Source organism: Bacillus sp. TCT6, from assembly GCF_056033845.1.
Genome location: NZ_JBVYHX010000001.1, coordinates 428,138 through 442,134 on the forward strand (window position 1 = coordinate 428,138; position 13,997 = coordinate 442,134).

Here is a 13,997-nt window from a genome sequence, read left to right on the forward strand (position 1 = left end):
TTTTTTTATTTGCAAACAGGAAAATCACACTTTCTTTCCAATATGTATAAGACATATTGAGAAGAGGAGAGAAAAATGTGGATCGAGGAATTTTTAAAGAAGTTCCATTACCGTGTGCATTTTTGGATGAAGTGGCTTTAGATAGAAATATTCAATCAATTATAGAGTTAAGTGGAAATAAGAAGATTCGTATAGCGAGTAAATCGTTACGTTCTGTTCCGATTATGCAAAAGATTTTAGCTGCAAATGATCGATTTCAAGGTATTATGTGCTTTTCACCTAGAGAGACTTTATTTTTAATAGAACAAGGATTTAATGATTTATTGCTTGGATATCCTGCTTATGATGAAAGAGCTTTGTATGAAATTAGTTTGCTAACAAAGAAAGGTTTCATTATAACTTGTATGGTGGATTGTGAAGAGCATATTGTGTATTTAGAAAAAATTGCTGAGAAATCTAAAGGATGTTTTCGTGTTTGTTTGGATATTGATATGAGTAGTCGTTTCTTTCAATTTCATTTTGGTGTACAAAGATCCCCAGTAAAAAATGTGCAGGATGCGTTGAAAGTAGTAGAAAAGGTGAGAAGGTCATCATATTTAATGTTAGATGGTGTGATGGGTTATGAAGCTCAAATTGCTGGGGTAGGCGATCGTATACCAAATCAATGGCTGAAAAGTAAGGTGATTTCGTATTTAAAGAAGAAATCAGTGTTAGAAGTTAAAGAAAGAAGAGAACATATTGTAAAAGCAATACAAAACCTTGGTATTGAGCTAAGGTTTGTAAATGGAGGCGGAACAGGAAGCATAAAAACAACTGAGAAAGATAATTCAGTTTCAGAGATTACAATAGGTTCTGCTTTTTATTCTCCGAAGCTGTTTGATTATTATAAAGAGGTGAAATTTCATCCAGCGATCGGATTTGCCTTATCAGTTGTGCGTAAACCAGTCCCGTTTATTTACACTTGCCTAGGTGGTGGATATATTGCTTCAGGAGCAGTTGGAAAAGATAAAGAGCCTGAAGTTTGGAGACCAAAGGGTGCAAAACTATTAGCTTTAGAAGGTGCTGGCGAGGTACAAACGCCAATTTTTTATAACGGCGAGGAACGAGTGGACATAGGAGAGTCCATTTTGTTTCGTCATAGTAAGGCTGGTGAATTATGTGAACGCTTTCCTTTTTTGTATCGTGTTAAACAAGGAGAGATTGTTGGGGAGTATTCAACATATCGGGGGGATGGCCAATGCTTTCTATAAAGGGACAAAGGTGGAGGAATTGGACAGGGAATGTAGAAGGAACGCCGCATTATACGATGTATCCAGAAAGTATACAAGATGTAGTAGAAGTAGTGGGGGTTGCACGAAAAAAGGGGCAGAAAATTCGTGTTGTTGGTTCAGGACACTCGTTTACACCCCTTGTGCAAACGGAAGAAGTTTTAGTTTCTTTAGATGAATTGAAGGGCATTGTGAATATTGATGAAGAGAAGATGGTCGCTGAAGTGTGGGCAGGAACAAAGTTATATGATTTAGGGAAGTTACTTGAGGAAAAAGGTTATGCGCAAGAAAATTTAGGGGATATTGATTCGCAATCTATTGCAGGAGCGATTAGTACGGGGACTCATGGAACGGGTATTACCTTTGGGAGCTTATCAACACAAGTTATAGAGATTACGGCAGTTTTATCTAATGGTGAGAGTATAGTTTGTTCGGAAGCTGAGAACGTAAAATATTGGAGAGCGTTTCAGTTGTCACTTGGAATGTTAGGTATCATTGTAAAGATAAAATTGAAGGTTATTCCAGCGTATTCACTCGTTTATGAAAGTGAAAAACAGTCATTATCTACTGTAATGAACAAACTAGAAGAGTATAAGAAGCATCGTCACTTTGAATTTTTCGTTTTTCCTTATTCTGATGAAGTACAAGTAAAACTTACGAACGAAACAACGAATACAGGCAGTGATTTGAAATGGCATAAACTAAAGGTGGAGTTACTTGAAAATAGGATGTTCTCTTTACTATCTAAAGGGTGTAAATGGTTTCCTTCTATAAGTAAAGGAGTGAGTCGATTATCAGCTAAGGCTGTACCAAACACAAAAATAATTGGCCCGAGCTATGAAGTATTTGCTACATCACGTACGGTACCATTTTATGAAATGGAGTATAGCATTCCTTCAAAGTATATGAGGACTGTGGTAGAAGAAATCTCAAATCTTATTGAAAAGAAAAAGTATAAGGTGCACTTCCCGATCGAATGCCGCTATGTGAAAGGTGATGATATATGGCTTAGTCCAGCCTATGGAAGAGATTCAGCGTATATCGCTGTTCATATGTATAAAGGTATGAAATATGCTGCTTACTTTGGCGAAGTGGAAAAAATTTTTCTGAAGTATGAAGGGCGTCCGCATTGGGGGAAAATGCATACATTATCGTATGAGCAATTACAAGATATATATCCAGAGTTTCATTCGTTTTTACAGGCGAGGAAGTCTCTAGATGAACTTGGAATGTTTTTTAATCCTTATGGAGAAAAGTTATTTATCCCGCATTAACGGGCAGTAATACTCCCATCTCAAAATTCGGTGGGAGATAACCGCTCGTTTTGGGAGGGTTGATTAAAGTTTCACATTATGTATATGAAAAAGCTGACAAATAATTATTTGTCAGCTTTTTTTAGTGTAATTGCATTTCTTGTATGACTAATATGCTCATAAAATAGTAGTTTATCACGGCTAAATACATGCAGTAAAACATGAATAATAAACAGGCCGTTAATGATGAATAGGAATAACAATGTAACGAGTAATACTAAAGGTTCTGTATGATTTAACATAGAACTACTAGAAAGAATATAATTGATTCCGCCTAACGCAAAATAAAATATACCGTATCGAATAAATAGTTCTTTTAATGTAATACGATCTGATTTTCCTTTCAGGTGAATGCGAAGCAATGCTTTCCCAATTGTTTTTCCATTCGTAAAGTATGGAATAATAATAAAGTAAATAAGGATTGAACACGTAATGAAAATGAGTTCATACATATTGGTGTAAGATTGCATATTAGAAACGAAGAAAGAATTTCCTTTGTTTTTAATGACAGGTACAACGATAGATAAGAAAATCCAATCAATTTGCATCGCGATAAGACGACGAATGAATCCGACTGGTTTCGTTTCCAAATCAATATGACTATCTAACTCGTTTGTTTTTGGAAGGAAGTACGTAAATATTGGTGCAATGATAAAACCAATTACGCCACCTAATGTATTTAAAAACAAATCATCGATATCAAATAATCGGTATGCACAATTGTATATACCGTATAATCCAGTCACTTGTGTTAGCTCGAAAAATAGTGAAAGGAAAAAGGAAATGCAAATTGTTTGTAGGAAACTACGTCGGAAATAATAACGTAAGTAAATACCGAATGGAACAGTTAATAGAACATTAAATGCAACTTGTAAAAAAGCAGACTCTTTTAATAAGTAGAAATAAGTAGCCGGTTTCGTTAAAACTGCCGATGTATGACTACTAATCTCTTGTATGAAATAAAATGGTGAGAGTTGCATGTGTTGTGTATTAGCCGATTGTAGGCTACAAGTATCAAACGTTTGTGGCAACGGCAAAATAACAAGAAAATAGGCATTTAATAAGTAAAGTAATAATGAGTATAAAATAAATGAGCGCCATTTATTTAAATAACCGTATTTTCGATAATTAAATATTAGAAAAGGGATTAAAAGAAACATTGCTAAAAAAGGAAATAAAATAAATGCTGTTTTTACTGGAAATAAATATGCAGTCAAAGTGAAACTCCTTTCAATAAAAATTCGTTTATCATTATAGCGCTAAAAATATTTAAATACAAAGTTAAAATCTTTCGAAATAGAAATAATTACTAATTTTATAGGAATTAAGTTATAATAAATTTAATATAAGGATATTATGATTATGTAAGTTGAGAGAGGGTACAAGAGATGCGATATGAACTTTTTTCTGTAAGTGGGGATCATATTACGACTTTTGAAAGTGCATGGCGTTTTCAGGAGGGAGAACAGATTTTTGTTCATGATGATCAAACAAAACGAAACTTTATTATTATTCGTCTGACGCATGATGTATTTCAACAAAATAAACATGTTATTCGTTTGTATTGTCAAGAAAAGAAAGTGTATGCATAAGAGAAGCCCTCTTACAGTATGAAAAGTAAGAGGGCTCTTTATCCCGCTATTTGTGGGAAGCACGATTGGTGAGGATTAAAGTTTCACTTTATCATTTTTCTCCTCGCAAGGAATAAAAAGAGAAGAGTTAATGCACATAGGTAGCATTTGATTTGGAAGAAAGGATATAGCCTTGTATTTTGTACTTCAAAGTTACATGGCCTTCTCTTTGAGAAAGCCATGTATGGTAATCTTGTTGTGTTTTCCATAACATACGAAACATATATTCTGTCTTATCATTTGTACGATGAACATGTGAAAACTCTATGTTAATAAAACCGTTCGTTCCAGGGGAAGGATAATATTGTTTAAGCTCACAAAGTAGCTCACTTTCATATCCGTACTTAATGTGAATGAGTTTAGTAACTATAAGCATATAAACACCTCTTTTACGATAATAGTAGGAAAGATAGAATTACTATAATAGTGAACTTGATAGTTATTATACTATTCTGTAAATTCGAAGTAAATGATAGGTTTTAACTTAATAAAGGTATAAAAAAGCGAGTCATCTAGTGTAACAGAATGACTCGCTTTCGATTTGTAAGTTTCACTTTATAAGAAAATAAGAGTAAGTACACCTACGATAATACAATAGAAAGAGAAATACTTTAAATTTCCTTTTGCCATAATGTTCATAAACCATTTTAGTGAAATATACGTCATGATAAATGTTGCGATGAATGCAACGACATATGGTACGAATAATGTGTCTAGATTTGGATCATTTGCAATGTCTGTAATGCTTAACAATAAGCCACCTAAGCTAACAGGAATGTATAGTAAGAATGAGAAGCGAAGAGCTGTTTCTTGCTTCATACCAAGTAACATTGCTGCTACGATTGTGGCACCAGATCGGCTTATTCCAGGAATCAGTGCGCAAGCTTGTGCTAATCCGACGATGATTGCATCTTTCATAGAAAGGTCGCCATCATTTTTACGACCGCGTAAATTTCTAATAATCCAAAGGCCGACAGCAGTAATAAGAAGGGAAATCCCAACCATCTTCACACCTTTTAAGTACTGATCGATGTAATCTTTAAATAAAACACCAATAACACCTGCTGGAATGGTTGCAATAACAAGATAAATAATAAAGAAGAAATCTGATTTCGCGTCTTCTGCTCTTGTAAATATATAAGAGAGACCATTCTTCGTCAGACGAATTAAATCATTTCTATAAATAAGTAATACAGCTAATAATGAAGCTGAATTAACAAGTAGTTCGAAGCTAAATCCTTCTATTTTTAGTTCTAGCAAATGTTGTGCTAAAACGAGGTGACCACTTGAAGAAATCGGAATTGGTTCTGTTAGTCCTTGGAACAGACCGAGAATTAAATATTTTAAAACGTAGTAAAATTGTTCCATAATAACCTCCTTGTTTATTAGTTGAAAGAAACAACTTTTCCATTATAACAAAGATATGGATGAATATTGAAAAGAAATAAATATTCGAAATAAAATAAAAATCCCTTATAGCAGTATAAGGGATTTTTATTTTTAATTAAGAAGTTACTGTTCCTTGAAGACTTTTAGACAATTGAACATCGACTTTTTCAGCATCATGAATATGATTCATAATAGTAGTATTTAATTTTTGGAACATTTGTTGTGTGTTAGCGAATTCTCGTAATATGTCATCATTACAAGACTTTTGGTTTTCAATAGCCTTAATAACATTTGTAGCGCCATTTTGTAACGTTTGAATCATAACTAAAATATTTTCAATTCTAGCGTTTGTATCGGCGCTCATTTCTACACCTTCATCGACTAAATGTAAATTATCTTTTGTATTATCGTATGCTTTTTCAATTTCTTCTTGAATTTTTTTCGTTAAGTTGCCGATGTTTTTTGTGCTTTCTGCTGTACTTTCCGCTAGTTTTCTTACTTCATTGGCAACGACAGCGAATCCTTTACCGTGCTCTCCAGCACGTGCGGCTTCAATACTCGCATTTAAGGCAAGTAAATTTGTTTGTGCTGCAATGTTTTGAATGACTTCTACAATTTGCTCGATTTCCTTTGAGCGTTCGCTTAGATGATTCATACTATTAGACGTGCGTTGAGATTGTTCACCTAATTTATTAATTACAATAAGTAAGCGGTGAACGGATTCTTTTCCTTCATTAGAGCAGTCAATAATTTCTGCAATAGACTGAATTAAGCTTTGTTCCTTTTGCAACATTTCATTATTTAACTCATTGGAATGTGTCGTACGTGTTGAAACATTTTCGAAACATGAACTTAATTGTTGAACTAAATTTTGGAGTGTATTGTGTTGGTTATTTACAAGTTGATGCTCTTGTACAACGCTTTGTACACGATCGTGGATAGTCGAAATAGTCTCTTGTTTTTCAATATCTTTTTGTTTCAATTCTGCTTCTAATTCTTGTATACGCTCTTCTAATTGAGCAATTGTATGTTGGAGTGATTTCTTTTGAGTAAACATATATTTATTTCAACCGCCTTCAAAAGTTATATTTTCTCTATATTTGGATTTTAGCATCTTTTGTATTTTTTAAATATAGGAATTGTTAAATATTTAAGAATCTATTACATTTTATTCATAATTCTCTTTTTTTCGTCACGAAAAATAAACTGTATTTAATCGTTTTGTAAACAAACTGTAAAATAAATCATGTATAACTGTATAAGAAGGGAGTCGGATTATGAACTATTTTAAGCGAATCAGTAGTCTAGTATTAGCAGGAATTATCGTTCTTTCTAGTACAGTCGCTGTAAAAGCAGAGTCAAACGACGAGAAACTTAACAACATGCAACAGCAATTGCAACAAAACGATGCAGAAATGCAAAAGAAAGAGCAAGAGAAGCAAGCTGTTAGTAAAGAAATTAAAGGTATTGAAAACGAACTACATAATTTAAATAATACAATTGCAAAAAATAAAGAGGATCAAGCTGCTATTCAACGTAAAATCGATGAAACACATAAGCAGATTGAGCAAAAAAAGCAAGAAATTGTCGTTTTAGAGGATAAAGTCCTTGCTCGTAAAGATATTATGAGAAAACGTATGGTTTCTGTTCAAAACAGTTCAAATACAAGTTTAGTAGTAGAAGTTGTGGTAGAGTCAAAAAACTTTGCAGACTTCTTACAACGTATGAATGCAGTTTCTACTATTCTAGAAGCTGATAAAGAAATTTTACGTCTACAAGAACAAGATCTTCGTCAAATTGAAGAAGATAAGAAAACAATTGACGAAAAAGAAGCATCTTTAGTAGTAGACAAACAAAAATTAGCAAAAGCACAAGCTGAACTGCAAGATAACTTGAAAAAACGTCAAGATAACTTACAAGCAGTTCAAGCTAAATATAATGAGGTTGCAAGTCAACTTAATTTAGCTACGGAAGAGAAAGCTAAAATTGAGTCAAATATGAAGGCAGTACAAGAAACGATTGCTCGTGAGCAAGAAGCAGCAAGAATCGCAGCGGAAGAGCGTGCAAAAGCAGAAGCGGCTGCAAAGGCTGAGCAAGAAGCTTTAGCGAAAGCACAAGCGGAAATTGCTGAAAAGCAAAAGCAAGAAAAAGCTAGTAAACCAGCTAAACCAGCTGAACCTGTTGTTAGTAATAATTCGAAGGTAGAGCCTGAACAACCTTCGAAACCAGCTGCTGGTGGGAAAGAACTTTATGTACACGCAACAGCTTATACAGCAGATCCATCTGAAAATGGTTATGGATCAGGTCAACAAGTATACTCTGCATGGGGACCAGGTGGTAAACCTTATAATTTAACTGCAAACCCAGGAATGAAATTAATTGCTGTAGATCCAAGTGTTATTCCATTAGGTTCTATTGTATATGTTGAAGGTTATGGGCAAGCAATTGCAGCAGATACTGGTGGCGCAATTAAAGGTCACAAAATCGATGTTTTAATGCCAGATAAAGCTTCATCTAGTAATTGGGGCAGAAAAAATGTTAAAGTGACAATTTTAAACTAACATAAAATCCAACTTTACAATGTAAAGTTGGATTTTTTTATAATATTAATGTTAAGTTGAGTTTACATTTTGTTAAGGGAAGCATACAATAATGGTGAGAGGTGGTAAATTTGACCATTTTAAATAGAGTAAAAGAATTAAGAGCAAGATTTAATTTTTCGCAAAGTGTATTAGCAGAAAAGGTTGGAGTAACGAGACAAACAATTGCAGCAATTGAAAAAGGGGATTACGTCCCTTCGTTGTTATTAGCGCTTATGATTTGTGATGTGTTCCAGTTAAAGATGGAAGATGTGTTTGTTTTAAATAAGGAGGGGGAAGAGGATGAATAGACTCGTATTTTCCTATATGCTAAATGTACTTTTAATGGTATTAGCAGGCTGGGCTTTTATTGAGTTATATTATTTTACTATTGAAGTCGCTAATTTTATTCAAACGAAGAGAGTACCATTCGAAATTTCAATAAGTTTAATACCGCTCGGGTTACTTTTAACATTTGGTATTGTATCGACCGTTATTTATAAAATTCAAAAGAAAAAATATAAAGAGCTCTCGTATTGGATGTTTCCACTATTATTTCCTCAAGAAGATGAGCGTGAAAAGGCAATTACAGAAAAGGCTTGTCGTACTACATTTATGTCATTATGGTATGTGTTGCCTTGTGCAGTTGGTTTTTTAACTCTTTCTCCAATTGTTATTCTATATGTTCCTGCATATCCGATATATATTGCATTTAGTATCTTCTTTATTCAGATGACGATCTTTCACGTATCACTATACCGAAATAAATTAGCTTGAAAAGAAACCTTCTTGCACCGGCAAGAAGGTTTCTTTTCAGCTAATACTTGTACATATGGCGATATTATTTTATCATTTTATATAGAGTAAGATTTTGTAAGGGAAAGGAATTGTATATGAATAAGCAAAGAATTTATAGTATAGTAGCAATCCTGCTATTTGTTGTAGGTGGGGTGTTAATTGGAAAGCCATTTTATGATGGATATCAGGCTGAAAAGAAACAGACTGAAAATGTGCAGGCTGTTCAAAAGATGGATTATGAAAAGCATGAGACGGAATTTGTAGATGCTTCCAAAATTAATCAACCAGACTTGGCGGAAGTAGCGAATGCATCATTAGATAAGAAACAAGTAATTGGTCGTATTTCGATTCCAAGTGTTTCAGTAGAACTGCCTGTTTTGAAAGCTTCTACTGAAAAAAACTTATTAACAGGTGCAGCGACAGTAAAAGAGAATCAAGTTATGGGAAAAGGAAATTACGCACTAGCAGGACATAACATGTCTAAAAAAGGTGTTTTATTTAGTGATATAGCTTCTTTGAAAAAAGGCGATAAAATTTATTTGTATGACAATGAAAATGAATATGAGTATGCGGTTACTGGTGTATCTGAAGTAACTCCTGATAAGTGGGAAGTTGTGGAGGATCATGGGAAAGATGAGATAACGCTTATTACATGTGTATCTGTAAAGGATAATTCTAAGCGTTATGTTGTTGCTGGTGATTTAGTAGGAACGAAGGCGAAGAAGTAAAAAAGAAGGTGAACTCTTTAAAGAGTTCACCTTCTTTTTTACTAATGTTGAGAAAAAATAGAATGTTTTGGTTTGTATTTAAGTATTCTTCTATTTATGTATAATAAAGTTATAATTCTATATTTTGGGAGGAACAAGAGTGAGACAACAGGTGAAGAAACTTCTTTTAACAACGAGTATAGCGTTATTGGTAGCTCCAATTTCAGCTTATGGGCATCCAGGGCGTACAGATGCTAACGGCGGACATACGTGTCGTACAAATTGTGAGAAATGGGGATTACAGTACGGGGAATATCATTATCACAATAAACCAGCTTCTAGTAGTGGTGCAACGAGCCCAGCTCCTAGCCAGAATAATAATAGTGCTGTAGAAGCTGAGAGACAAGCAGAAGCACAGCGCAATACTGAGGCTGAAAAACAACGTGCTGCAGAAGCACAGCGCAACGCTGAGGCTGAAAAACAACGTAATGCAGAAGCACAGCGTAAAACTGAAGAAGAGAGACAACGTGTAGCTGAAGAACAAAGAAAAGCTGAAGAGGCACGTAAGCAAGAGGAAGCGCAGCGCCAAGCTGATATGGAAAAAGGTCAACTTGAAGGTCAAAAGAATGGAGAAACTGATTTTAAAGCAGGAAAAAATGATGCAGAAGTGCATGTAGCTGGAAAATCTGATGCATATAAACAAGCGTTTAAAGCGACTTATGCAGCCGCATGGTCTTTAGAAGAGCAGAAGAAAACGCATTTTGAAAAAGGAAAAGAACAAGGTTTAGCACAAGAGACGATGGACGATAGTCAAGTTGCTCCAGAGTTTAAGGTAAACTTTGTAGACGGGTTCAAAGTAGGGAATAAAGAAAGAACAGAAAAAATTGAAAAAGAACAAGCTGAATTAGGAGAAAAGACAGGGAAAGAACTTGCTGAAAAGAATCCTGGAAATAGAGAGAAAGAAGTATACGTGAAGGCATATGAAACAGCGTATGAAAAAGGCTATAAGTCTACAAAAAAGGCAGTAGAAAAGGCTGGCTATAAGTATGCATTTGAAAACTATAATTTAAAAGTTCCTGCTAAGTATGAAAGAAATGAATTGTTAAAGAAATGGTTTACTGAAGGGTTTAAATTGAATAAAAAAGCAGCAGAAATTCGAGAAGAAGGGTATAAAAAGGGAGACAGCTGGTTCTCATTCTTCTATAAGAGTTTCGTACCAAGTGAATATAAAGAACATAAAGAGCTGTACGAACAAGCAATAGAAAAAGGTAAAACGGCATAAAAAAAGATGAGGAGAAATTCCTCATCTTTTTTAATCCATCCATTTCACTAATTTCTTAGAAATTAGTAATAAAACACAACCTAATACAATTGCCACAGCGCCAATAACTGTGAATACTTCAGCGTATCCAAGTGAGGTTGTGAAGCTTGCAAGTTGTCCGCCTAAAATGTTGGCGATACCTGAACTTGCTAGCCATACACCCATTAGTAAAGATGCTAATTTTACCGGAGCAAGCGCACTAACCATTGATAGTCCGACAGGTGATAAGAATAGCTCACCTAACGTATGGAAAAGATACGTAAAGACGATAAATAGTAAGTTTGCTTTTTCTGTAATGTTATGTTCATCACTACCTGTTTTTAATGTAGCGATAACGAGAATGATATAACCGATACCAAGCAAGATCATACCAAGTCCCATTTTAGTTGGGATTTTTAAATCACCGCGCTTGCGAGTTGCAAGTTTTGCCCATAATGCAGAAATGACTGGAGCAAGTAAAATAATAAATAATGGATTGACCGATTGGAACCAAGATGTTGGAACTTCCCATCCGAACACAGAGCGGTCTACAAATTTGTTTGTATATAATGTTAACGAGCTACCAGCTTGTTCAAAGCCAGCCCAGAAGAAGACAACGAAGCATGTTAAAATGACGATAACTGCGGTACGTTGTTTTTCTTTTTTTGTTAACGGTGTATCTCCTACTGATGGTTGTCCATCTGTTGTTTGTAAAGCGCGAGTTGGTTTTTTACCGATATCACCAAGGAAGCGATTTGATAATGTTGTAAATAAAATTTGTCCAATAATCATTCCGATTGAAGCGGCTAAGAAACCGTAACGGAATCCGTAATGTACAACGCCATCAACTGTTGTTTTGAATAAATTTTCTGATAAAAACCCGCAAACGAGTGGAGCTAAAAATGACCCGACGTTAATACCCATATAGAAAATGGTAAATGCACTATCACGTTTTGGATCGTTCTCTTCGTATAATTCTCCAACCAGTGTAGAGATGTTCGGTTTGAAGAATCCGTTACCGATAATAATAAGCGCTAATCCGAGGTATAGGCCTAATTGGTTTTGCAAGGCAAATAGTGTAAGGTTACCGATTGCCATTGTTATACCACCAATTGTGATTGCTTTTCGTCTACCTAGAAAACGGTCTGTTAAGTATCCACCAATCATTGGTGTGAAATAACAGGCTCCAGTATAAAATCCGTAAATAGAGAGTGCCCATGCGGGACTAAACCCAAGACCACCGCTTACTAAAGCTGTCGTTAAATATAATGTTAATAATCCTCGTAATCCATAGTAACTAAATCTTTCCCACATTTCTGTAAAGAAGAGTAAGTATAAACCTGGAGGATGTTTCTTTTTTCTTTGTTGTTCTCTTTCTAGTTGTATCGCTGATTCCATGTTATTTTCCTCCTGACACAAACAAAAACAAAGTTAATAATTTTGTACATTTAATATTTTACCTTATTAACTATTATAAGTCAATAAAGGTTGATTTTTCAGAAGAGATTGGAAAAAGGGAATAGCTATAGAAGGGGTGTTTCTTTTGTGATAGACTATGGACTATGTTTTCTTTGTAAGGAAGCGGGTTATTGTACTTTTTTTATATGTGGAATTGATTTCATAAAAGATGAAATTAAAGAAGGAGAAAGAAATGAAATTGTTACAGAAAAAAGAAATTTTACTTATTAGTCTTATGTTATTCTCGATGTTCTTTGGAGCAGGGAATCTTATATTCCCACCTTTTCTTGGATATGAAGCAGGAGAACATGTGTGGATTTCGTTAGTAGGATTTATTATATCAGCAACAGGTCTTCCTATATTAGGTGTTATTTCTATTGCAAAAGCAGGAAGTTTTCAAACGTTAGCGGGTAGAGTTCATTCTTCATTTGCAATTATTTTTCCATGTATCGTGTATGTATTTATTGGACCTGGGCTTGGTATACCACGTGCGGGAAGTTTAGCCTTTGAAATGGGGCCAGGTCAGTTATTCCCTGAAGCAGGAAGTGGAGTATTATTGTTTTACACAGTTATTTTCTTTAGTATTGTTTACTGGTTAAGTTTATCACCATCTAAACTAATGGGGTTGTTTGGAAAAGTCTTGACGCCGTTATTATTATGTATGATTGCACTTATTTTTATAAAGAGTATGTTTACAACAGTAGGAGATATGAAAGAACCAATAGGGAACTATGGCCAAGCTCCTATGTTTCAAGGGTTTTTAGATGGATATTTAACAATGGATGCGTTAGCTGCTTTAATCTTTGGAATTGTTATTGCAAATGCATTACGTGCAAAGGGTATTGAAGATGATAAAGGTTTAGCGAAATATATGAGTATTGCTGGAATCGGGGCAGGACTATTATTATCGATTATTTATGTCATCCTTGGATATGTGGGGGCAATTAGTGGCTCATTAGGAACATTTGATAACGGTGCCAAAGTGTTAGCACAAGTTATGACTACATTATTTGGACAGGGCGGAGTCGTTTTATTAGGTCTTATTTTTACTATCTCATGTTTATGTGTTTCAATTGGACTTGTTACGTCTTGTAGTCAATTTTTTTCGAGTACATTTCCGAAAGTATCTTATAAAGTGTGGGCATTTATAGTAAGCGTTGTTAGTATGATCTTAGCTAATTTAGGATTAACGCAAATTTTAAAAGTATCAGTACCAATTCTTGGATTTATTTATCCAATTGCATTAACGCTTATTATTCTAGGGTTATTCCATAAGTATATTGGGAAGTATGCATACGTATATGCAGTAACTGTTTGGATTGTAGCAATATTTAGTGCAATTGATATTTTAAATAAAAATGTAATGATGAATCAGTGGACGTCAGTATTAAAATACATTCCGTTTTATACAGAAGGTGTTGGATGGATTGTTCCAGCTATTGTAGGCATGTGTCTTGGTTTCATCGTTAGCATTGCTTTAAATAAGAATAAATGAGTAAAAAGGTGTTTTCCTATTTTGGGAAGACACCTTTCTTTTTTTGGAAAAATACTATT

At 34.4% G+C, this 13,997-nt stretch carries 13 protein-coding genes and 1 pseudogene; 9 read left to right on the forward strand and 5 right to left on the reverse strand.

Annotated elements, in window-relative coordinates:
- Window positions 1-77: 77 nt before the first annotated feature.
- Both AC0ONG_RS01980 and AC0ONG_RS01985 read left to right on the forward strand, forming a co-directional pair.
- Window positions 78-1,250: an amino acid deaminase/aldolase gene (locus AC0ONG_RS01980; protein ID WP_000373751.1), complete on the forward strand. Its 1,173-nt coding sequence runs from the start codon at window positions 78-80 to the stop codon at window positions 1,248-1,250.
- Complete coding sequence (locus AC0ONG_RS01985; RefSeq protein WP_000948965.1) at window positions 1,238-2,542, forward strand: D-arabinono-1,4-lactone oxidase; 1,305 nt, start codon at window positions 1,238-1,240, stop codon at window positions 2,540-2,542. The genes AC0ONG_RS01980 and AC0ONG_RS01985 overlap by 13 nt, the downstream gene beginning before the upstream one ends.
- A 104-nt stretch (window positions 2,543-2,646) precedes the next feature.
- On the opposite strand, the gene AC0ONG_RS01990 is transcribed toward AC0ONG_RS01985, so the two are convergent.
- Window positions 2,647-3,798 carry a VanZ family protein gene (locus tag AC0ONG_RS01990; RefSeq protein ID WP_000128030.1) on the reverse strand — a complete coding sequence of 384 codons (1,152 nt, stop codon included), beginning with the start codon at window positions 3,796-3,798 and terminating at the stop codon, window positions 2,647-2,649.
- Between the two features lie 171 nt (window positions 3,799-3,969).
- Between AC0ONG_RS01990 and AC0ONG_RS01995 the strand changes: the two genes are divergently transcribed.
- On the forward strand, window positions 3,970-4,173 hold the full coding sequence (locus AC0ONG_RS01995; RefSeq protein ID WP_001268332.1) for a hypothetical protein: 204 nt from the start codon (window positions 3,970-3,972) through the stop codon (window positions 4,171-4,173).
- A gap of 127 nt (window positions 4,174-4,300) precedes the next feature.
- On the opposite strand, the gene AC0ONG_RS02000 is transcribed toward AC0ONG_RS01995, so the two are convergent.
- The 3 genes and pseudogenes from AC0ONG_RS02000 to AC0ONG_RS02010 form a co-directional block, all read right to left on the reverse strand.
- The gene (locus AC0ONG_RS02000; protein WP_000909751.1) at window positions 4,301-4,588 is read right to left on the reverse strand and encodes an antibiotic biosynthesis monooxygenase family protein; all 288 of its coding nucleotides are present in this window, start codon (window positions 4,586-4,588) and stop codon (window positions 4,301-4,303) included.
- A 179-nt stretch (window positions 4,589-4,767) separates the two neighbouring features.
- Window positions 4,768-5,580, reverse strand: coding sequence for an undecaprenyl-diphosphate phosphatase (locus AC0ONG_RS02005; RefSeq protein ID WP_000434788.1), 813 nt, complete (start codon window positions 5,578-5,580; stop codon window positions 4,768-4,770).
- A gap of 136 nt (window positions 5,581-5,716) precedes the next feature.
- Window positions 5,717-6,247 (reverse strand): annotated as a pseudogene (locus AC0ONG_RS02010) (methyl-accepting chemotaxis protein); the annotation flags it as partial.
- A gap of 631 nt (window positions 6,248-6,878) precedes the next feature.
- Here AC0ONG_RS02010 and AC0ONG_RS02015 point away from each other — a divergent pair.
- From AC0ONG_RS02015 to AC0ONG_RS02035, 5 genes are all read left to right on the forward strand, one after another.
- Window positions 6,879-8,162 (forward strand): 3D domain-containing protein, encoded by a 1,284-nt coding sequence (locus AC0ONG_RS02015; protein WP_016078611.1) that lies wholly within the window; start codon window positions 6,879-6,881, stop codon window positions 8,160-8,162.
- Between the two features lie 110 nt (window positions 8,163-8,272).
- Window positions 8,273-8,491: a helix-turn-helix transcriptional regulator gene (locus AC0ONG_RS02020; RefSeq protein WP_000154007.1), complete on the forward strand. Its 219-nt coding sequence runs from the start codon at window positions 8,273-8,275 to the stop codon at window positions 8,489-8,491.
- Window positions 8,484-8,957 (forward strand): hypothetical protein, encoded by a 474-nt coding sequence (locus AC0ONG_RS02025; RefSeq protein WP_001081104.1) that lies wholly within the window; start codon window positions 8,484-8,486, stop codon window positions 8,955-8,957. Before AC0ONG_RS02020 ends, AC0ONG_RS02025 begins: the two co-directional genes overlap by 8 nt.
- A gap of 116 nt (window positions 8,958-9,073) precedes the next feature.
- A complete protein-coding gene (locus AC0ONG_RS02030) occupies window positions 9,074-9,706 on the forward strand; it encodes a class A sortase (RefSeq protein WP_001041729.1) in 633 nt (210 codons plus the stop codon).
- A 139-nt stretch (window positions 9,707-9,845) separates the two neighbouring features.
- The gene (locus tag AC0ONG_RS02035; RefSeq protein WP_001249826.1) at window positions 9,846-10,967 is read left to right on the forward strand and encodes a YHYH domain-containing protein; all 1,122 of its coding nucleotides are present in this window, start codon (window positions 9,846-9,848) and stop codon (window positions 10,965-10,967) included.
- A gap of 30 nt (window positions 10,968-10,997) precedes the next feature.
- Here AC0ONG_RS02035 and AC0ONG_RS02040 read toward each other — a convergent pair whose 3' ends face one another.
- Window positions 10,998-12,383 (reverse strand): peptide MFS transporter, encoded by a 1,386-nt coding sequence (locus tag AC0ONG_RS02040; RefSeq protein WP_000443139.1) that lies wholly within the window; start codon window positions 12,381-12,383, stop codon window positions 10,998-11,000.
- A gap of 253 nt (window positions 12,384-12,636) precedes the next feature.
- Here AC0ONG_RS02040 and brnQ1 point away from each other — a divergent pair, with 253 nt between their 5' ends.
- Window positions 12,637-13,938 carry a branched-chain amino acid transport system II carrier protein BrnQ1 gene (gene brnQ1 / locus AC0ONG_RS02045; protein ID WP_000771706.1) on the forward strand — a complete coding sequence of 434 codons (1,302 nt, stop codon included), beginning with the start codon at window positions 12,637-12,639 and terminating at the stop codon, window positions 13,936-13,938.
- Window positions 13,939-13,997: the final 59 nt, after the last annotated feature.